The 20,491-nt window shown below is 61.0% G+C and carries 18 protein-coding genes; 7 read left to right on the forward strand and 11 right to left on the reverse strand.

The genetic code is table 11. From position 1 onward, the window contains the following. The first annotated feature begins 106 nt into the window (after positions 1–106). Positions 107–1,315, forward strand: a complete 1,209-nt coding sequence (locus PMI09_RS05750; protein ID WP_007789820.1) for a YbfB/YjiJ family MFS transporter — start codon at positions 107–109, stop codon at positions 1,313–1,315. A gap of 123 nt (positions 1,316–1,438) precedes the next feature. Next, complete coding sequence (gene bacA / locus PMI09_RS05755; protein WP_007789822.1) at positions 1,439–2,704, forward strand: bacteroid development protein BacA; 1,266 nt, start codon at positions 1,439–1,441, stop codon at positions 2,702–2,704. A 187-nt stretch (positions 2,705–2,891) separates the two neighbouring features. Here the strand turns inward: bacA and PMI09_RS05760 are convergent, their stop codons facing one another. The 3 genes from PMI09_RS05760 to PMI09_RS05770 form a co-directional block, all read right to left on the reverse strand. Continuing rightward, positions 2,892–3,158 (reverse strand): DUF2277 domain-containing protein, encoded by a 267-nt coding sequence (locus PMI09_RS05760; RefSeq protein WP_007789825.1) that lies wholly within the window; start codon positions 3,156–3,158, stop codon positions 2,892–2,894. A gap of 302 nt (positions 3,159–3,460) precedes the next feature. Beyond that, entirely contained in the window at positions 3,461–4,231 is a 771-nt protein-coding gene (locus PMI09_RS05765; RefSeq protein WP_007789827.1) for an SDR family NAD(P)-dependent oxidoreductase, read from the reverse strand. A gap of 208 nt (positions 4,232–4,439) precedes the next feature. Further along, a complete protein-coding gene (locus PMI09_RS05770) occupies positions 4,440–5,438 on the reverse strand; it encodes a hypothetical protein (protein WP_007789829.1) in 999 nt (332 codons plus the stop codon). A gap of 117 nt (positions 5,439–5,555) precedes the next feature. Between PMI09_RS05770 and PMI09_RS05775 the strand changes: the two genes are divergently transcribed. The 3 genes from PMI09_RS05775 to der all read left to right on the forward strand — a co-directional run bounded on the left by PMI09_RS05775 (position 5,556) and on the right by der (position 8,368). Then, positions 5,556–6,140, forward strand: a complete 585-nt coding sequence (locus PMI09_RS05775) for an NnrU family protein (protein WP_007789831.1) — start codon at positions 5,556–5,558, stop codon at positions 6,138–6,140. Between the two features lie 104 nt (positions 6,141–6,244). After that, positions 6,245–6,928, forward strand: coding sequence for a tetratricopeptide repeat protein (locus tag PMI09_RS05780; RefSeq protein WP_007789834.1), 684 nt, complete (start codon positions 6,245–6,247; stop codon positions 6,926–6,928). 15 nt (positions 6,929–6,943) lie between these two features. Further along, the gene (gene der / locus PMI09_RS05785) at positions 6,944–8,368 is read left to right on the forward strand and encodes a ribosome biogenesis GTPase Der (RefSeq protein WP_007789837.1); all 1,425 of its coding nucleotides are present in this window, start codon (positions 6,944–6,946) and stop codon (positions 8,366–8,368) included. 10 nt (positions 8,369–8,378) lie between these two features. Here the strand turns inward: der and PMI09_RS05790 are convergent, their stop codons facing one another. After that, positions 8,379–8,816, reverse strand: coding sequence for a MarR family winged helix-turn-helix transcriptional regulator (locus PMI09_RS05790; RefSeq protein WP_007789838.1), 438 nt, complete (start codon positions 8,814–8,816; stop codon positions 8,379–8,381). Between the two features lie 160 nt (positions 8,817–8,976). Here PMI09_RS05790 and PMI09_RS05795 point away from each other — a divergent pair, with 160 nt between their 5' ends. Next, positions 8,977–9,990 carry an alpha/beta hydrolase gene (locus tag PMI09_RS05795; protein ID WP_007789840.1) on the forward strand — a complete coding sequence of 338 codons (1,014 nt, stop codon included), beginning with the start codon at positions 8,977–8,979 and terminating at the stop codon, positions 9,988–9,990. A gap of 5 nt (positions 9,991–9,995) precedes the next feature. Here PMI09_RS05795 and PMI09_RS05800 read toward each other — a convergent pair whose 3' ends face one another. Together PMI09_RS05800 and PMI09_RS05805 are read right to left on the reverse strand one after the other, a co-directional pair. After that, positions 9,996–11,162: a glycosyltransferase family 4 protein gene (locus PMI09_RS05800; RefSeq protein ID WP_085990667.1), complete on the reverse strand. Its 1,167-nt coding sequence runs from the start codon at positions 11,160–11,162 to the stop codon at positions 9,996–9,998. 176 nt (positions 11,163–11,338) lie between these two features. After that, positions 11,339–12,259, reverse strand: a complete 921-nt coding sequence (locus PMI09_RS05805; RefSeq protein ID WP_007789845.1) for a sugar kinase — start codon at positions 12,257–12,259, stop codon at positions 11,339–11,341. 193 nt (positions 12,260–12,452) lie between these two features. Between PMI09_RS05805 and bglA the strand changes: the two genes are divergently transcribed. Beyond that, on the forward strand, positions 12,453–14,102 hold the full coding sequence (bglA, locus tag PMI09_RS05810) for a beta-galactosidase BglA (protein ID WP_007789847.1): 1,650 nt from the start codon (positions 12,453–12,455) through the stop codon (positions 14,100–14,102). A 4-nt stretch (positions 14,103–14,106) separates the two neighbouring features. Here bglA and ade read toward each other — a convergent pair whose 3' ends face one another. From ade to PMI09_RS05835, 5 genes are all read right to left on the reverse strand, one after another. Continuing rightward, on the reverse strand, positions 14,107–15,804 hold the full coding sequence (ade, locus tag PMI09_RS05815) for an adenine deaminase (RefSeq protein WP_007789850.1): 1,698 nt from the start codon (positions 15,802–15,804) through the stop codon (positions 14,107–14,109). A 137-nt stretch (positions 15,805–15,941) separates the two neighbouring features. Further along, positions 15,942–17,045: a branched-chain amino acid ABC transporter substrate-binding protein gene (locus PMI09_RS05820; protein WP_007789853.1), complete on the reverse strand. Its 1,104-nt coding sequence runs from the start codon at positions 17,043–17,045 to the stop codon at positions 15,942–15,944. A gap of 676 nt (positions 17,046–17,721) precedes the next feature. Continuing rightward, entirely contained in the window at positions 17,722–19,050 is a 1,329-nt protein-coding gene (locus PMI09_RS05825) for an aspartate aminotransferase family protein (protein WP_007789855.1), read from the reverse strand. Between the two features lie 266 nt (positions 19,051–19,316). Then, positions 19,317–19,634: an ArsR/SmtB family transcription factor gene (locus PMI09_RS05830; protein WP_007789858.1), complete on the reverse strand. Its 318-nt coding sequence runs from the start codon at positions 19,632–19,634 to the stop codon at positions 19,317–19,319. A 96-nt stretch (positions 19,635–19,730) separates the two neighbouring features. Continuing rightward, positions 19,731–20,483 (reverse strand): HugZ family pyridoxamine 5'-phosphate oxidase, encoded by a 753-nt coding sequence (locus PMI09_RS05835; RefSeq protein WP_007789860.1) that lies wholly within the window; start codon positions 20,481–20,483, stop codon positions 19,731–19,733. Positions 20,484–20,491: the final 8 nt, after the last annotated feature.

Consider the following 20,491-nt stretch of genomic DNA (forward strand, 5'->3'; position numbering starts at 1 on the left):
GTTCACTATGTCGTAAAATGTATATCGTAAGATAATTGCGTTCAAGGGCGAATGCATGATTTCGTCCGATTGATCGATCGATCAGAAATTCTTGATTGTCGGCGCCATGCTGCAGCGCGATAAGCAATCCATGTTGGCACGCAATGACACCTTCCCCGAAAACCTGTTCCGAACCGGCCTCGCAGGCGCCATCGCCATGGCTGCCGCCATGGGCTTCGGCCGTTTTTCCTATACGCCGATCCTGCCGAGCATGATCAGCGGCGTGCCGCTCTCGGCCGCAGATGCCGGCTTCATCGCTTCGGCGAATTTCGTCGGTTACCTCGTCGGTGCCGTGCTGGCCGCCTATGGCTGGGCGACAGGACGCGAGCGCAAGGTCGCGCTCCTTGCTCTTGCGGCGACAGCAGTCCTTCTGGCGGCCATGGCCATGACGACTTCGGTTTCGGCCTTTGCCGTCATCCGGTTCCTCGCCGGCGTTGCGAGCGCCTTTGCTCTCGTTTTCAGTTCGCAGATTGTGCTCAGCCACGGGGCGATCGCCGGCAACGATCACGTGCAGGCGGCGCATTTCGGGGGGCCAGGCGCCGGTATCGCGCTTTCATCGGTTATGGTGCTGCTGGTGGGACTGCTCTTTGATGGAAGCGCAGATGCCTGGCGGGCATCCTGGATCGGTGGCGCAATCTATTCGGCGGTCAGTCTGCTGGCGGTCTGGTGGTTGCTGCCGGCAGGCCCGGCTGCCGCGGCACAGACCGGCAAGGAACCGCGGATCGCCTGGAGCCTGCCGATGCTGCTCGTCACGGCATCTTATGGCCTGTTCGGGTTCGGCTATGTGATCACGGGCACGTTTCTGGTCACGATCGCGCGCATGGATGCTGCCGGACCGACTGTCGAGTTTCTCTGCTGGTTCATCGCCGGTCTAACCGCTTCGGTGGCGCTCTTCGCCTGGAAGCCATTCGTCCGCCCGCTGGGATTGGGGAAGGTGTATGTGGCCGCACTGCTGATCGAGGCAGCCGGCGTGCTGGCGACCGTACTCCTGCCGCACTCGGTGGCTCCGCTTATCGGCGGCGCGCTGTTTGGAGCAACCTTCCTCGCGATTACCGCCTATGGACTGCAGATCGGCCGCAAACTTTCGCCGGCCAGCCCGCGCCGGATACTCGCGACGATGACGGCCGCCTTCGGGGTCGGGCAGATCATCGGCCCCATCGTCGCGGGGTGGATGGCCGAGCAAACGGGCAGCTTCACGACGCCGACCTATGCCGCGGCCGCAGCGCTGCTCGTGTGTGCGGCGCTGGTGATACCGGTCGCCAGGAAGTTGTCGTAGCGCGTTACAAGTGCGTAACAATGGGGCGAGCCCATTGCCGCTCTTTGCGAACTGCCGTAGTTTTCGCCGCAATTGGTCTGTTAGAGACTCCGAAGACTCCAGTTCAGGAAAGCAACCTCTCCCGTGTTCGTATCCTACTTCCCCAAGCCTAGGCTCTTCTTCATCTCAGCTGTTGCTTGGGCGCTTCTTGCCGTTCTCTTTTGGTATTTCGTGGGTTCCGGCCTCGGCGCAGCAATTGGTCTGCCGCCGCTGGCACCAGGTCTGGAGTCGCCGATTGGTGTGTCTGTCTTCTGGTCGGCCCCGTTCCTATGGTTCTACATCTACTATGTGTTGGCGGTCGCGCTCTTTGCCGGCTTCTGGTTCGCCTATAGCCCGCACCGCTGGCAGATGTGGTCGGTGCTCGGCTCCGCGCTGATCATCTTCAACACCTATTTCTCGGTGCAGGTGAGCGTTGCCATCAACGCCTGGTACGGACCGTTCTACGACCTGATCCAGCAGGCGCTCGCGAAGACGGCGCCAGTCACCGCGGCGCAGCTCTACCTCGGCATGCTGGGCTTTGCCGGCATCGCTTTCGTGGCAATCACCGTCGGCGTGCTGAACCTGTTCTTCGTCAGCCACTGGATATTCCGCTGGCGCACGGCGATGAACGAATACTACATGGCGCACTGGCCGAAGCTTCGACACATCGAGGGTGCCTCGCAGCGTGTTCAGGAAGACACGATGCGCTTCTCCTCCACGGTTGAAAGCCTCGGCGTCAGCCTCGTCAGCTCGGTCATGACGCTGATCGCGTTCCTGCCGGTGCTGTTCAAGATCGGTGCCAACATCACCGAGCTGCCGCTGATTGGCGAAGTGCCGCATGCGCTCGTCTGGGCGGCGATCTTCTGGTCGATCTTCGGAACCGTGTTCCTGGGGCTCGTCGGCATCAAGCTGCCGGGGCTCGAGTTCCGCAACCAGCGCGTCGAAGCGTCCTATCGCAAGGAGCTCGTCTACGGTGAGGACCATGCGGAGCGCGCGACGCCGCCGACGGTGGCCGAACTCTTCGCCAACGTGCGCCGCAACTACTTCCGCCTCTATTTTCACTACATGTATTTCAACGTCGCCCGCATCTTCTATCTGCAGGCCGACAACCTGTTCAGCCTGATCGTGCTTGTGCCGTCGATCGTCGCCGGTAAGCTGACGCTCGGCCTGATGACGCAGATCAACAATGTTTTCGATCAGGTGCGCGGCTCGTTCCAGTATCTCGTCAATTCCTGGACGACGATCGTTGAGCTGCTGTCGATCTACAAGCGCCTGCGCACTTTCGAATCCGCGATCGAGGGTGAGCCGCTGCCTGATATCGACCAGCGCTACCTGGAGCGTGAGGCCGGCATCATTCACGCCGACGGCTGACGTCGTCGGCTGCAGAAAGCCGGAACTCGGTCATAAATGCTGCCACGCCTTGGCGAGGGCGCAGACGGCCTTTGCGCCAAGGTGGCCGTTGATTGACCCGGCTCGGTCTGTTGAACCTGACCTTTCGCTGGCCGGATGTTCACCCCGTCGACCCGAACGATGATCTCCTGTGCGCGACAGGACTCTCTTACGCGAACCGGATTGCAGTTCTCGCGCGGGCCTTTGCAGCTACTTCCCCACGATCGCGAGGTGGTTGAGAAGTCTCCAGCGAATTGAGCAGCTCGTGAGCGCATCTCGCAATCGAAATGACCGCGTGCTCGAACGCGGCCTCATTGCGTTTCGATGGCTTGGTGGTGCCGCTCAACTTGCGCACGAATTGAAGCGCGGCATCATGGATCTCCTCGTCTGTCGCTGGCGGATCGAAATTGAACAGCGGTTTGATATTTCGGCACATGGCTTGCTCCCGGTCGTTTTCTCTCTGCCAATGAGAGGAGGGTAACCTAGTATAAGAACTAGTCGCATAAGCCTTCATGGCAAACGGACCAGATGGCCGTGGTGGAAAGCTATGGACCGCAAGGCAGGCGTCCTCACTTCGTTGCTGTCGTTTCTGGCTTTAGGCTAGAGGCGCACGGCGGTTGCTTCTCGCTGGTGGTCGAAATCTTAGATCGCCACCGCCTTTGCCGTAAGGCGATCCTTATCCGGGGAAATTGCCGTTTTCGTCCGCGTAAGACTAGCCACTCCAGGAGCACCTCGACCTCAGGCGACGGACCATCCACCGTCCACCAGCAGGTTCGCGCCTGTGATTAGGCTCGCGGCCGGCGATGCAAGGAAAACGACGGCACCCACCACATCATCGGTTTCGCCGATCCGGCCGAGTGGAATGTGACCAAGCGTTGCTTTGTGGTTGTCGGCATCGGATAGAAACGGTGCTGTACCATCCGTGTGGATGAACGTCGGCGATACGGTATTTACGGTGACATCATAGCGTGCCCATTCAGCCGCAAGACAGCGCGTGAGGTGATTAATTGCCGCCTTGCTCATGCAATAGATTGCCTCGCCGCGCAGTGCCACGGTACCGGCCTGTGAGCTGATGTTGATGATTCGGCCGCTATTGCGCTCGATCATGTGACGGCCAACGGCCTGCGTCATCAGGAAAGTGCCCTTGATGTTGACATCGAGTATCTCGTCAAGGTCCTTCTCCTCAACGAGCTCCGCGAGATTGCCCGGCGCCACGCCGACGTTGTTGACGAGGACGTCGATCCGACCGAACGTCGTAAGCGCCGCGTCGACGGCTTGTGCGATGTGGGCCTTATTGGGAATGTTGAGTTCAACAGGGAGAACCTTTCGTCCCGCACCCTCGAGTTCGGCAACCAGGCCCGCCGACGCCGCGACATCGCGGACCCCCAAAACAATATCGGAACCTGCTGCGGCACAGGCTAGTGCGCAAGCTCGACCGATGCCACGGCTCGCTCCCGTCACCAAAGTCACCTTGCCCTGAAGGCTAAAGTCCGGCGCATTCTTCTGCATCATGATGCCTCCCTCGATGAAGCTCATTTATGGCAGCGTCGGCGTGTGGATGCCAGATGTTCCGCGCATGCAGGGGAGTGTCTCCTTGACCAACCGGTGATCCCCGAGCGTTTCTGGAGTCAGATTGATCGGGCAGCCCGAGCGTTGCGTGTTCACGCCGCAGCGCTTTTCACACCCGGCAAGAAGCGGGAAGAGGCCGAATGCTCGCTTAAAGACCCGAGGCTTGTGCCTGCTCCCGCAGCTTGCCACGTGCCTCGATCATGGGAATAGCCTCGGAATAGCTGACGCAGGCGACATCCGCGCGATGACAGACATCGCTGACGAGCCTGTCGAGCGCGCGCCAGTAGGCGCCGCCGTTCATCTCGACGAAGTGGAAGCCGAGCTGCAGCGGAACACGGTTGCCCGCATACTGCTTGTCGAAGGCCTCCTTGAAGGCCGCATAGGAGCGGTCTTCGAATGCCTTTGAATCGGCCTTGTCCTCGGTGCCGTTGGAGTGGCGAACAAAGAGGTTGTAGTCCATGCCGATGATCGGCTTCTCGCGCGGGCCTTCGGGGATCAGCGGCAGGCCGAAGCGGACGATGCCGGCTTCCTCGACGGGCATGGCCGGTCCCTTCGTCACCAGGCTTGCGTCATAGGCGAAGCCGGCCTTCTTCTCTGCCGCGATCATGTCGGCACCCGGCGTTGCCGAGAGATAGGGGGCACGGAAGCCGCGGATGCCGTGGTCGACCAGATCCTGCCAGCCTTTCGGCTCCTCCAGGTCGACGCTCTTCCAGGCGTTTTTCAGCGTGGCGTGGAAGGTCGCGAACTCCTTCGACCAGTCGGCTTCGCTCCACTGGCGGCCATCGAAGTGGCCGCAGGCATGGCTCGAAATGTCGTGGCCCTCAAGATGGGCGTGCCAGATATTGCCGAGCCGCTCGCGGATCTCATCGTCGCTCTGGGCAAAGCCCACATTCGACTTGCCCTGTTTCTGGTGCGGCGCCTGATAGGCCTTCTTCGCTGCCAGGTTCATCAGGAAAGTGCAGGAGAGGAAGTAGGTGAAATGCGCGCCGTTTTTCGCCGCCATCTCACGGCTCTTTTGCCAGAGCGCGTTGTCGTGTGCGCCGTCGAACGAGATGATCACCAGCTGCTTCGGCTGGTCGCTGGCGCCCGCTGCGCCAGGAATGAACAAAGAAAGGGCGAGGGAGGCTTTGAAAAACGAACGAAACATAGACACCGCGACAATTTGTTTGCGGCTTTCCTGTTACAGAAATGCGGCGAAGCTGCGGTGACGCTGGCGTTTTTGCGTGTCTCCGGCTAAGTCTCGGAAAACGCACAGGAGATCACCATGGCATTGCTCATCGTCGGGATCGTCATTTTCCTTGGGCTTCATCTGATACGTGTGATTGCGCCCGGTCTTCGCCAGTCCATGATCGACCGTCTCGGCGAGAGCGGCTGGAAAGGCGTCTACTCTGTCGTCAGCATCCTGTCCCTGATCCTGCTGATCTACGGCTTCGGTCAGGCCCGCCAGGTGACTGGCATGCTCTACAATCCGCCGGTCTGGATGGCGCACATCGCTCTGACGCTGATGTTGCTCGCCATGATCTGTCTGGCCGCCTCGCTGCTGCCGGCGGGGCATATCGCGGTCAAGACGAAGCATCCGATGGTTTTGTCGGTGAAGATCTGGGCACTTTCGCATCTGCTGGCAAACGGCGAGACGTCCTCGGTGCTGCTGTTCGGCGCCTTCCTTGCATGGGGCGTCATCCTCCGCATTGCGCTGAAGCGCCGTGAGCGCGCCGGTGAGCTTACCCGTCGGCCCTTCGTCTCCGGCAAATATGACCTCTATGCCGCGATCATCGGCGTCGTTGCCTGGGCACTCATCACGTTCAAGCTGCACGAGTTGTTGATTGGCGTGGCCCCGATCGTAATGTGACGAATCTTTCCGATCCCCCTTACAACTGCTGAAAAATGGGGTAGAAGGCCCCACAATGTGCGTGCAACCCGCATGCCGAAGCATATCCGTGGCCGGAGACGAGAATGGCATTCAACGACGACAGCTTCATTCGTGAAGTCAATGAGGAACTGCGTTCCGACCAGGTGAAGGGCGCATGGCGCCGGTTCGGCCGCTACCTGATTGCGCTCGCTGTCCTCATCGTTCTCGGTACCATCGGCTACAAGGCGTACGAGTATTGGGACGACAACAAGTCCTCCGGTACGGGCGACCAGTTCATCGCTGCCATGAAACTCGCCGACGAGAACAAGACCGACGAGGCACTCGCTGCCCTCGCGAAGCTGGAGAAGGAAGGTCACGGAGCCTATCCGATCCTTGCGCGTATGCGCTCGGCGACCGTGCTGGCGCAGAAGGGCGACGCAGCGGGCGCCGTTGCCGCTTTCGACGCGATCGGCAAGGACACAGCAGCGCCGCAGGCGGTTCGCGACGCCGCCAAGATGCGCGCCGGCTGGCTGCTGATCGAAGGCGGCACCTACGAGCAGGTTTCCGCCCAGGTCGAGGAAATGGCAGTGCCCAGCAACGCCTTCCGCCACTCGGCCCGCGAAGCGCTCGGTCTTGCCGCCTACAAGGCCGGCAATATGGCGCAGGCGCGCCAGTGGTTCAAGGCGATCGCCGACGACGCGCAGAGCCCCCGCAATGTTGCCAATCGTGCCCAGATGATGCTTGATAACATCACCGCATCCGGCAAGGCGCCCGCCGCACAGGGCTGAATGTAAGGAATTTCAATGAGCTTCACGGTCGCCATCGTCGGTCGCCCGAATGTCGGCAAGTCGACGCTTTTCAACCGTCTGGTTGGAAAGAAGCTGGCGCTCGTCGATGACACACCGGGTGTCACCCGCGACCGCCGCCCCGGCGACGCGCGGCTGATCGACCTGCGCTTTACCATCGTCGATACCGCTGGCCTTGAGGAGGCCCACGAAGAGAGCCTGCAGGGCCGCATGCGCGCGCAGACCGAGGCCGCGATCGACGAAGCCGATCTCTCTCTGTTCGTCGTCGATGCCAAGACCGGTCTGACGCCGGTCGATACGGCGCTTGCCGAAATGCTGCGCCGTCGCGGCAAACCGGTGATACTTGTCGCCAACAAGTCCGAGGCGCGCGGCTCCGACGCTGGTTTCTATGATGCCTACTCGCTGGGCCTCGGGGAGCCCACGCCGATTTCGGCCGAACACGGACAGGGTATGCTCGACCTGCGTGACGCGATCGTTGCAGCCCTTGGCGAGGAGCGTGCGTTTCCGCCGAAGGAAGATGTCGCCGTCACTGACGTCGATATCCCGCAGTCGACCGGTGCCGACGGCGAAGAAGAGGAAGAGCCGGCTTACGACGACAGCAAGCCGCTGCGTGTGGCGATCGTCGGCCGCCCGAATGCCGGCAAGTCGACGCTGATCAACCGCTTCCTCGGTGAAGACCGGCTGCTGACCGGACCGGAAGCCGGCATCACGCGCGATTCCATCTCCGTCGAGTGGGACTGGCGCGGTCGCACCATCAAGATGTTCGACACGGCAGGCATGCGCCGCAAGGCGAAGGTGATCGAGAAGCTGGAAAAGCTCTCCGTTGCCGATACGCTGCGCGCCATCCGATTTGCCGAACTCGTCGTCATCGTCTTTGATGCGACGATCCCGTTCGAGAAGCAGGACCTGCACATTGTCGATCTCGTGCTGCGCGAGGGCCGCGCTGCCGTTCTCGCCTTCAACAAGTGGGACATGATCGAGGATCCACAGGCCGTCCTGGCTGACCTGCGTGAAAAGACCGACCGGCTGCTGCCGCAAGCGCGCGGCATCCGCGCCGTGCCGATTTCCGGCCAGACGGGCCGCGGTCTCGACAAGCTGATGCAGTCGATCATTGACACGGACAAGGTCTGGAACAAGCGCATTTCGACGGCACGTCTCAATCGCTGGCTGGAACAGCAGCAGGTCCAGCACCCGCCGCCGGCCGTTTCCGGCCGCCGCATCAAGCTCAAGTATATGACGCAGGTGAAGGCGCGCCCGCCGGCCTTCATGATCTCCTGTACGCGTTCGGACGCGCTTCCGGAATCCTATACGCGTTATCTGATCAATGGCCTGCGCGCTGATTTCGACATGCCGAGCGTGCCGATCCGCATTCACTACCGCTCGCCTGACAATCCGTACGAATCAAAGAAGAAACGGACCTGATAGAGCGAGTTCAGGTTGCGCTGCGCTCCAACGCATCGCGTAGCGCAACAACCTCCGCCCTTAGCCGCTTCAGTTCAGCGAATTCCTGGCCCGACGCGCTGACGATGCAGCCGGGGATGGAAGCTGCGCGCTTTCTAAGTTCCCGGCCTTCCTCGGTCAGCCGGATAATGACGACACGTTCGTCGTCCATGCCGCGTTCACGCTTGACGTAGCCGGTCGCTTCCAGACGCTTGAGGAGGGGGGTGAGGGTGCTCGATTCGAGGAGCAGCTTCGCGCCGATGGCACCCACCGTCTGGCTATCTTCCTTCCAGAGCGTGACCATGACCAGGTATTGCGGATAGGTCAGGTTCAGTGCGTCCAGCATCGGCTTGTAGACGCGGTTCATCGCGTGGTTCGCGGTGTAGAGGGCGAAACAGATGAAATCGTCGAGATTCAGATCGTCGCTCATATCGTGATCTCCAAAATCGCACAATAATATATCGCGCGATAAATAGTAGCAAGCATGCTTTTTGCATGGCTGCCATGCTCAGATTTATATCGCGCAATAAATAATCGTGCGATAAGCATAATGCGTGTTCACAACGAACCGCAACCAAAAGGACAAGACGATGTCGACCATCAAGACCGCAGTCTGCGCAGCAACCATCCTGGCAGCCACCGCCTTCGGCGCCGCTGCCGATCCGGTGCTGGAACCGACGACCCAAAAGTTCATCGACGCGCTGGCCGGCGCCAAGCCGATCTATACGCTGTCTCCGTCCGACGCCCGCGGCGTTCTTGCCGGGGCGCAGAAGGGCGACGTCAAGAAGCTCGCCGCCAAGGAAGAGAACCTGACGATCAAGGCCGGTCCGACCGGCAGCATCAAGTTGCGCATCGTTCGTCCGGAAGGCGCGAAGGGCGAGCTTCCTGTCGTCATGTATTTCCACGGCGGCGGTTGGGTTCTCGGCGATGCCGACACGCATGACCGGCTCGTCCGCGAGATTGCCAATGGCGCCAAGGCCGCCGTCGTCTTCGTCGACTACGAGCGCTCACCGCAAGCGCGTTATCCGATCGCGATCGAACAGGCCTATGCCGCCACGAAATATGTTGCCGAGCATGAGAAGGAATTCAATGTCGATGCGAGCCGCCTGGCCGTGGCCGGCGATAGTGTGGGCGGCAACATGACGGCGGCAGTCACCTTGCTTGCCAAGGAGCGCGGCGGCCCGGCAATCGATCAGCAGGTTCTCTTCTATCCGGTGACCGACGCCAACTTCGAGACCGGCTCCTACAATCAGTTCGCCAATGGCCCGTGGCTGACGAAGGAAGCGATGAAGTGGTTCTGGAACGCCTATCTGCCTGATGAAGCCAAGCGCAAGGAGCCGACGGCTTCACCGCTGCAGGCGTCGCTCGATCAATTGAACGGTCTGCCGCCGGCACTGATCATCACCGATGAGAACGACGTGCTGCGCGATGAAGGCGAGGCCTATGGCCGGAAACTGAGCCAGGCCGGCGTGAAGGTGACCTCGATCCGCTACAACGGCACGATCCACGACTTCGTGCTTCTGAACGCCATTGCCGAGACGCCGGCGGTGCGCAGCGCGATTTCCGTCGCCAACCAGACGCTGCGCGACGCGCTCAGGAAATGACGGGATCAGGTTCCTGACGAGATAGGCCCGGCGGCCTCGCCGGGCTTTTTCGCTCTTGGCAGCGACTTGGCGGCAAACTGCCAAGCCTTTTTCCATTTTGGCGTGATGACGCCGTTGGCGGCGCGAATGTTGTTGATGAACTGCGTGGTCGCCGCTTCCCAGGAATATTGCAGGGCAAGTTCACGGGCCTTTTCGCGCGAAGCAGACAGAGCCGCCAAGCAGGCTGTCCTCAGGTCATTGTCGAGTGCGCCGACCTCGTTGTCTTCGCCGATGATGTCGAGCGGCCCAGTCACGGGGTAGGCAGCGACGGGAACGCCGGAGGCGAGCGCCTCCAGAATCGTATTGCCGAACGTATCCGTCAGCGATGGGAAGACGAAGACGTCCGCCTGGGCATAGGTCTTTGCCAGTTCCTCGCCGACTTTCAGACCGGTGAAAAGTACATCCGGGTAGCGCTTCTCGAGTTCGGCGCGGGCCGGTCCGTCACCCACGACGACTTTCGATCCGGGCAGGTCGAGATCCAGAAAGGCCGGGAGGTTCTTCTCCAATGCTACTCGGCCAACCGTCATGAAGACCGGGCGGGGCAGTCCGAACGGTGCATCTTCCAGCGGTGTCGGGTGGAACTGGCCGGCGTCGATGCCGCGGCTCCATGGCATCAGGTTGCAGATACCCTTCTCGGAGAGCTCACGCGCAAGACTTGGCGTTGCGACCATGCAGCCCGCACCCGAATTGTGGAACCAGCGGACGAAAGCGTAGAGCCAGCTTTTCGGTAAAGGCAGGCGCGCCGAGACATATTCCGGAAAGCGGGTGTGATAGCTGGTCGAAAACGGCATGCGGTTCCTCAGGCACCAGCGCCGCGCCGTGAGACCCAAAGGGCCTTCCGTCGCGATGTGAACGTAGGACGGCATGTGCTTTTCTATCTCGCGCGCGACGCGGCGATAATTGGCGATCGAAAGGCGAATTTCACGATAGGTGGGGCAGGGGATGCTGTGAAAGCCCTGCGGCGTCACCATCGCCACCTCGATGCCCATCTTCGCGAGTTCGCGATTGGTATTCTCGATCGAGCGAACGACGCCGTTGACCTGAGGATGCCAGGCATCACTGACAATAACCAGCCGTTCCGCCACGCCCTGCCGAGACATAGCCAGGCTTTCGTCGCTTCCAACATCCGACATATGTTGCAGCACGCCCCAATTCCATACACGCCGCGCCGCGGGGGGCGCCGGCTCAATTCCGGGTAGGCCCGGAGACTCGATTCCCGCGCTACCTATTCTGGAGGCCGTCGATGATGGAAATATTACAGTCGCGTTACGCCGACAGATGAGTGGTCGTTAGCGGGGCTCGGTGCTGCCTAGGCCTTCTTCAGGCCGAGCTTTTCCCGTGCGACGAGGGCACCGTGTTCGCTGACGACGCGTGCAGCGACCTTTGCGGCAAATGCGGCTGCGGCCGGCGCGTTCCTGGTCTCGAGATAGCGTGCGAGAAATGCGCCATTGAAACTGTCACCGGCGCTTGTCGTGTCGACGACCTGCTCGACCTTTTCAGCCGGGACGAAGTTCTCCACGCCATCGAAACTCAGCGTAGCGCCTTCCGCGCCATTCTTGACGACGACATCGGCCGCCCCAAGTGTGCGATACCGCTGGATCGTTGCCGCTATCGAGACGTCGCCGAAGTGAGTTGCCTCGTCATCAAAACTCGGCAGCACCAGGGAAGAGGCGCGCGCGCCTTCGCTGATTGTCGCATGCATCACGTCATAGCCCGACCAGAGCCGTGGGCGAATGTTGGGGTCGAAGGCAACAATCTTGCCGGCCGCCTTGGCACGGCGAACCTCGGCCAGCAACGTGTCGGCGTCATTGCGCGACAGGATCGCAAGCGTGATGCCGGAGAAATAGATGACGTCGCAGGCCTCGATCACCTCGCGCAAAAGTTCCGCATCAGCTGCCAATTGGCGAGCCGCGGAGTTGTCGCGCCAGTAACTAAAGGAGCGTTCGCCATCCTTCAGGCTGATCATGTAGAGACCGGGCGCCTTGCCCTTGATGCGCCTGATAAACTCGGTGCCGATGCCGGCTTCCTTGAAGAAGGCGATCATCTCATCGGACATAGGTTCGTCACCGAGCGCGGTAAAATACTCCACCGACCAATCGGCCGGCAGGCAGGCGCGAGCATACCAGGCGGTGTTCAGCGTATCGCCGGCGAAGCCCTTGCGCAGCAAGCCGGCGCCGGCCTGCGAAAGCTCCACCATGCATTCACCGATCGATAGAAAACGCCCGCTCACAGAAAGCCTCCCCGAATTTTCTCCTTTCGCTGATACGCGCAGAGCACTTCGCTGACAAGCTACGAACTGGCGGCTTTGGGTCTGATAATCGGTTGGATTGGCGGGGCCATTGGCGACGCTTCCGGCTGAAGGTTGTTTTTTGTCCCACCCGCTTTAGTGTGCAACGTCATTGCATGAATGCAGGAGATGAACAGTGGCGGTTGCGGACAAGACGGCGGACTGGTGGCGGGGTGCAGTCATTTATCAGGTCTATCCACGTTCCTTTCAGGATACGAACGGAGATGGCTTGGGCGATCTCAAGGGCATTACTCGGCGATTGCCCTATATCGCCAGCCTCGGTGTCGATGCCATCTGGCTGTCGCCGTTCTTCAAATCGCCCATGGCCGATATGGGCTACGATGTTTCGGACTATTGCGATGTCGATCCGATTTTCGGCACGCTTGCCGATTTCGACGAGATGATGACCGCGGCTCACGGGCTCGGCATCAAGGTCGTCATCGACCAGGTGATCTCGCATACGTCGGACGTTCATCCCTGGTTCATCGAGAGCCGCTCGAGCCGGACCAATTCGAAGGCGGACTGGTATGTCTGGGCCGACCCGAAACCGGACGGCACTGCGCCCAACAACTGGCTCTCGATCTTCGGCGGACCCGGCTGGGAATGGGACGGCGTGCGCCGGCAGTACTACCAGCACAACTTCCTGACCTCGCAGCCGGATCTCAACTTCCACAGCCCGCAGGTTCAGGATGCCGTGCTTGCCACGGTGAAGTTCTGGCTCGACCGCGGCGTCGACGGCTTCCGCCTCGATACCGTCAACTATTACTTCTGCGACAAGCTGCTTCGCGACAACCCTGCGCACGCGCCTGACGAGAGTGACGCCGGCCTCGATGCGCCGGATACGAACCCCTATGGCATGCAGAATCACCTCCATGACAAGACGCAGCCGGAGAATATCGGCTTCCTCCAGCGGTTCCGGGCTCTGCTCGATCGCTACGAGGCACGCACGACGGTCGGCGAGGTCGGTGACGGCGCCCGCTCGTTGAAGACCGTGGCCGCCTATACGACCGGCGGCGACAAGCTGCACATGTGCTACACCTTCGATCTGCTCGGGCCGGATTTCACCGCCACGCATATCCGCAGTTGCGTCGACGCCTTCCAGAAGTCTGTCGCAGATGGATGGGTCTGCTGGGCCTTCTCCAACCACGACGTCAACCGCCATGTCAGCCGCTTTGCCAAGACGGAAGCGGAGCGACCTGTTATCGCCAAGCTCGCCATGTCGGTGCTGGCGGCACTGCGGGGCTCGATCTGCCTCTATCAGGGTGAAGAGCTTGGCCTTCCGGAGGCACAGCTTGCCTTCGAGGACCTGCGCGACCCCTACGGCATTCGCTTCTGGCCGGCCTTCAAGGGGCGTGACGGGTGCCGCACGCCGATGCCCTGGGAGGCGGCCAAGGCGCATGCCGGCTTTACGACGGCCGAGAAATCCTGGCTGCCGGTGCCTTACGAGCAGGCAGCACTTTCGATCGATACGCAGGAGAGTGATCCGCATTCCGTCCTGCATCACTACCGGCAGACGCTCAAATTCCGCAAAGGCCACCCGGCGCTGCTCGACGGCACCATGGAGTTCATTGGAACCAATCAAGATCTTCTGGCCTTCACGCGTTCGAAGGGAAGCGAAAAGCTGCTCTTCGTCTTCAACCTGACGCGCAAGCCCGCACAGTTCGTTCCGCCAGCGGGAATGGTGATCGGAGAGCGGCTGGCGATACCTGGCTTCGAGACGGTGACCGGAACCGGGCCGATCAAGCTGGCGGCGCTGGATGCGTTCTGCGCGCGGGTGGCGGGCTAGGCGCTCACACGATCAACGCGAACTTGTCGACATCCACCATTCCGCGGTCGGAGATCTTCAGGTGCGGGATGACCGGCAGCGGCAGGAAGGCGACCTGCAGGAAGGGTTCTTCCAATGTCGTGCCAAGCGCGTAGGCGGCTTGGCGAAGGTGGTGGAGCGTGTCGCGCACCGTCTCGTAGGGCTCAAGGCTCATCAGCCCTGCAACGGGCAGGGCGATCTCGCCTGTGACCCTGCCACCCTCGACGACCACGAAGCCGCCGTTGATTTCGCCGAGGCGATTGGCGGCGAGCGCCATGTCGTCCTCGCTGACGCCGACGACGCAGATGTTGTGGCTGTCATGGCCGACGGTCGAGGCGATCGCACCCTTCTTCAGGCCGAAGCCCTGAACGAAGCCGTTGGCATGGTTGCCGTTCTTGCCGTGCCGCTCGATAACGGCGACCTTGATGATGTCGTTGCCGAGGTCGACGTCGGTCTGGTTGCCCTTCACGGGAAGCCGGTAGCGGCGATATTCGGTGATGATCTTGCCGGGGGTGACGCCGATGACGGGCGTTTCTCCATCGGCGACCGGCACGCCGAAATGAGCGGCGTTGACGGGCCTGGCCTTCACACTGTCGAGGCCGACGGGCTCCACCGGTTTGCGGGTGGCAAAGAGTTCGGCGGTTACCTCGCGTCCGGCCACAAAAACGATATCGGCGCGGCAGTTTTCCAGGCTGTCGATCACCACGAGGTCCGCGCGCCAGCCGGGGGCGACGAGGCCGCGATCTCTCAGTCCGAAGGCCCGCGCAGCCGAAATCGATGCGGCGCGGTAGATAGCCAGCGGCTCGACGCCGTTCTTGATCGCGGTGCGGATCATGTAGTCAAGGTGGCCGTGCTCGGCGATGTCGAGCGGATTGCGGTCGTCGGTGCAGAGCGCAAGGTGCGGCGACAGGCGTTCGGTGATAATGGGCATCAGGGCCGCGAGATCTTTCGACACTGAACCCTCGCGCACGAGGATGTGCATCCCCTTGCGGATCTTTTCCAGCGCTTCTGCAGCACTCGTGCATTCGTGCTCGGTGCGGATGCCGGCGGCGAGATAGCCGTTCAGGTCGTTGCCCGAGAGCAGGGGCGCGTGGCCATCGATATGCTCGCCCTGGAAGGCGTCGAGTTTGGCCATGCAGACGGGATCCTTGTGGATCACGCCGGGGAAATTCATGAACTCTGCAAGGCCAATGACTTTCGGATGACGGCGGAAGGGCAACAACCGCTCGATCGGCAGATCGGCGCCCGACGTTTCCAGGTGCGTGGCGGGCACGCAGGAAGAAAGCTGGACGCGGATGTCCATGATCGTCTCGAGGGACGAATCCAGGAAATACTGAATGCCTTCGGTGCCAAGGACATTGGCGATCTCATGCGGATCGCAGATGGCAGTTGTGACGCCATAGGGCAGGACGCAGCGGTCGAACTCGTGCGGTGTCACCAGCGAGGATTCGATGTGGAGATGCGTGTCGATGAAGCCAGGCACGACGATCTTGCCTGAGATATCGATCTCGGTTTCGCCATCGTAGTTGCCGCATGTGCCGACGATACGCTCTTGGGCGATAGCGATATCCGATGCCACAAGTTCGCCAGTAACGAGATCGAAGAAGCGCCCGCCTTTCAGCACGATATCGGCAGGCAGTTGGCCCGTTCCCTGGTCGATGAGGCGTTCGAGCTTGGCGGTCATGGGCATCCTCGTGCTGGCGTTTGTCCAGTTATAACCCATGTGTCGGACAAAGCGAGATCGGCTTGCCGGCTGGTCCACAAACGAAAACCGGGCGCCCCAAAGGGACGCCCGGCGATCCATCCGCGAGATCGAAAGGCTTATTCGGCCGGAACGATCTTGCCACCTTCCCACTTGTAGAGCGCGAAGCTCTGCGACGTCAGGTCACCGGTTTCGCCGTAGGTCAGCTTGCCGATGGTGGTCGAGATCGGCTCGCCGCCCTTCAGCGCCTTGGCGACTGCTTCGGAATCTTCGGCGCTGCCGGCCTTCTCGATGCCTGCCTTCAGGACTTCGACTGCGGCGTAGGCGTTGAGCGTGAAGGCTTCGGCCGGGATGCCCTTGGCCTTCAGCGCATCGGCTGCCGCCTTGGAATCCGGGCTCTTGGTCGCGTCGACCGCGTTGGTGAAGATCGTGCCGCCGGCGGCATCGGTGCCGATGTTCCAGAACTCGCTGTTGGAGAGGCCATCGCCGCCGATGATGACGGCATTGACGGAGAGATCATGCAGCTGGCGGGCCAGCAGACCGCCTTCCGGGTGATAGCCGCCGAAATAGACGACGTCGACCTTCTCGGCCTTGAGGCGGGTTGTCAGCGCGCTGAAGTCCTTGTCGCCAGGGGTCAGCGAGTCGTCGAGCACCTCCTTGATGCCGCCGGCGTTGAGCGTTGCCTTGAAGGAATCGGCCAGACCCTTGCCGTAGGCGCCCTTGTCGTTGATGATCGCGACGCGCTTGTCCTTGAAGTTTTTCAGGACGTAGTTGGCAGCGACTTCGGCCTGCTGGTCGTCACGGCCGCAGGTGCGCAGAACGTTGGTGAGGCCGCGCTTGGTCAGGTCCGGGGCGGTTGCGGTCGGAGTTACCATCAGCACGCCGTTTTCGGCGAGAACGTCGGATGCCGGGATCGCGACGCCTGAGGTGACCGGGCCGACGACGAAGCGGATGCCGTCGCCGACGATCTGGTTGGCAGCGGAAACGCCCTGCTTGGGTTCGCCGGCGTCGTCGGCGTACTTGAGGATGACTTTCTCGCCGAGGATGCCACCCTTCTTGTTGATCTCGTCAACAGCGGCCTGCGCGCCATTCTTCACCTGATCGCCATAGGCGGCGACCGGACCGGTCAGCGGCGCGATGAGGCCGATGGTGATGTCTGCATGGGCGAGCGGCGCAAAGGCGAGCGAGGCGACAAGGGCCGCCGACAAAGTCTTCAGACTCATTTTCTTTCTCCTTGGGTGGGTTTCAAAACCCGCGATTTGAGTACCGCGGCGGCGAGCCCAGATCGTACAACAGCCCTTGCGGGATGCGCCAAGAGACGATGAGCAGCCGCCCGGCCGAGACACCCGCCTTCCATGTTTGGCTTCGGAGGGTGCACAGCAAGTTTCTTAGGAATTTCACAGCGATTAGGCAAGAAGATAGCAAATCGATCGCCACTTTTGACGAATTCTGTCATGAGCTACGCCGGAATCACGGTTTTCACGAGAAAATCCGCGATTCCGCCTGTTCCGCCGCACCATCTATTTTGCGGGAAGTGCTTTGGCCAGAAAGGCAAGAGAAATGTCGCTGACCTGCCTGTGGATCGATTGTCGCTTGGCGCCCGTCGCGGCAGAGCTTGGATAGGCAGAGAATGCGGCGAGCACAGAAAGAAAAGCGCAAGCAGTCTCGTGAACATGAAATGATCTCCAATCGAAAGGAACGTGTCCTTTCTGGCGGAGAAATGCGGTGGCCAAGACCTGTAACGCGATTGAGGTCTTGGCGTTATACAGATTTGTCATTCGGTGGATGACGAGCAAAGCGGTGGTCGGTCATCGCGTATTTTGTGCTCATCGCGTTTGATGCCTCTCCCCCTCTGGCAGGGGAGAGGATTAAAAGGCGGGCACTCTACCGTTGCCGATATCAGATGTTGCTTTGCAGAATTTCGCGCAGTTTTCCGAAGAGTTCGTCGATGTGGTGCTTCTCGATGATCAGCGGCGGCGAGAGCGCGATGATGTCACCGGTGGTGCGGATCAGCAGGCCTTTCTCGTAGGCCCTCAGGAAGGCGGTGAAGGCACGCTTGGTCGGCTCGCCAGCGATCGGATCGAGCTCGATGGCGCCGATAAGGCCGGTGTTCCTGATGTCGATGACGTTCGGGCAATCCTTCAGGGAGTGCAGCGCGTCGGCCCAGTAGTCGGAGAGTTCCGCAGCGCGGGTCAGGAGGCCTTCTTCCTTGTACGTGTCGAGCGTGCCGAGCGCGGCGGCGCAGGCGATCGGGTTGCCCGAATAGGTGTAGCCGTGGAAGAACTCGATCATGTGTTCCGGGCCGCTCATGAACGCGTCATGGATCTCCGCAGTCACGAAGACCGCGCCCATCGGGATGACGCCGTTGGTCAGGCCCTTCGCGGTGGTGATCATATCGGGCTTGACGTCGTAATATTGCGCGGCGAACGGGGCGCCGAGGCGGCCGAAGCCGGTGATGACTTCGTCGAAGATCAACAGGATGCCATGCTTGGTGCAGAGCTCGCGGAGCTTCTGCAGATAACCCTTCGGCGGGATCAGCACGCCGGTTGAACCGGCGATCGGCTCGACGATGACGGCCGCGATCGTCGAGGCGTCGTGTAGCGTGACGATGCGTTCGAGCTCGGTCGCCAGATCGCCGCCATGCTCGGGCTGGCCGCGGGTAAAGGCGTTCTTGCCGGGCTGATGGGTGTGCGGCATGTGATCGACGCCCGTCAGCAGGGTGCCGAACATCTTGCGGTTGGAGACAATGCCGCCGACGGAGATTCCGCCGAAGTTGACGCCGTGATAGCCGCGCTCGCGGCCGATCAGACGGAAGCGCGAGCCGTTGCCCTTCACGCGATGATAGGCGAGAGCGACCTTCAGCGCGGTCTCGACCGATTCAGACCCGGAATTGGTGTAGAGAACGTGATCCATGCCTTCGGGCGCGATATCGACGAGGCGGTTCGCCAGTTCGAAGGCCTTGGGATGGCCGAGCTGGAAGGCCGGCGCATAGTCGAGCTCGCCCGCCTGTTCGCGGATCGCCTCGGTGATCTTCGGCCGGCAGTGCCCTGCATTCACACACCAGAGGCCGGCGGTGCCGTCGAGCACCTGGCGGCCGTCATGGGTCTGATAATACATGTCCTTGGCGCTGACGAAGAGACGCGGCTCCTTCTTGAACTGACGGTTCGCAGTGAAGGGCATCCAAAAGGCCCGCAGGTCATTTGGCGTGGTATTGAGGCGGTTGGACATGCTGTTCTCCATGGCCGTTTCGGAGGCCGTTCCCGGTATTGGCTGATGCCGTTTTTTACTGCCCGGTCAAATTATCAGCGCTTCTCCGGGCGTCAAGCCGCGGACGTTGCCGTCTGGGCACCGCAGCGGCGAACAACATGCAAAAAATAGACCGGCATTGCTGCCGGTCTAAGAGTATGCAGACGTGCTGAAATAAGGTTGCCACACTATTCCGGATGCATCCCTCGGCAGTGCGGCTTATAGGCTGACGTTATGTCAGCGCATCCTTACGCCGCAGACTTGGTGCGGCTTTGAACAGCATAGATGTCAGTGAGGGCTTCGAGGATTTTGAGAACCTGCTCGGAATTGCTCGAATAGTAGATCGTCTGGGCGTCGCGGCGCGTTTTTACCAGTTTCTGGGCGCGCAGCTTGGACAGGTGCTGCGAGAGAGCCGACTGGCTCAAACCGACCTCCTGCGCCAACGCACCGACCGGAATTTCACCCCTCACGAGGTTGCAGAGAATGAGAAGTCTCTTCGGGTTTGCCATAGCCGACAACAGGGCAGCGGCAACGTTTGCATTGGCGGTTAAATCGATTGTATCCATATCCTGTTCCCGATGTGAAACTAATTTCAAAAACGCACGTTCCCGCTCAATGCCGGACGGCGAAAACTATCAATACAGCGTCAAGATTGTATATAGCTAAATTTCAGGTATTGCGTATTTTATGTTAGGTATATGTGAATAAACGTCCTCAACACCCTGCGCAACGGCATCAAACTCGTAACGCAGGAGCAAATCACCCGAAATGAGATCGAAACCGGCGCAATCCACTCCACAAATGCGCCAATCGCCGTTGCCGGCCTCCCGGCCCGCCGCAGCCGCAGCCGCGAGATCCGGGCGCATGGCTAGCAATTCTTGCACTATCGCGTCGGCTTGCGCTGCCACGGCTTCGCTGCCGGGGGATCGAATCGTCAGATCTTCGCCCTCCAGCAGATAGGCGCGACCGAAACCGCCATTGAGGCTTGCGGACTGCGGCACAAGCCGGAAGAAACGGAAGTCCGGGAAATCGATGTAGAGCTTTGCCTTGGCATGGCGGTTGAGGAAGCGGCTGCGAATCCGGACGTGGATGTCGCTGTCGCGCTCGACCGGTTCGGCAAGGCATTGGGTCGTTAGGCGCGGATAGGCAAGCGGATCGCCCTTGCCGGGCTCGCCCGTCAGAAGCGAGGCGCGGCGGTCGGCGTCGAGCGCGCGCGTATGCGTCGACAGGCCCGAGACGAGAATGACGGGAACACCATCAATATCGGTGCCGAGCAGGACGCGACTCGCAAAGGGAAAGCCGGTCCCGGGATCGAGAACGGCAATTGCGGCATAGCGGGCGGAGCGGAGAAGCGTGCGAGCGAGTTTGCGGGCTTCTCCGTCCGTTTCCCTGAGAACGGAAGCTTGATCTTTCATGTCCACTT

Origin of the sequence: Rhizobium sp. CF122, assembly GCF_000282035.1 — a bacterium.
Lineage (GTDB): Bacteria > Pseudomonadota > Alphaproteobacteria > Rhizobiales > Rhizobiaceae > Rhizobium.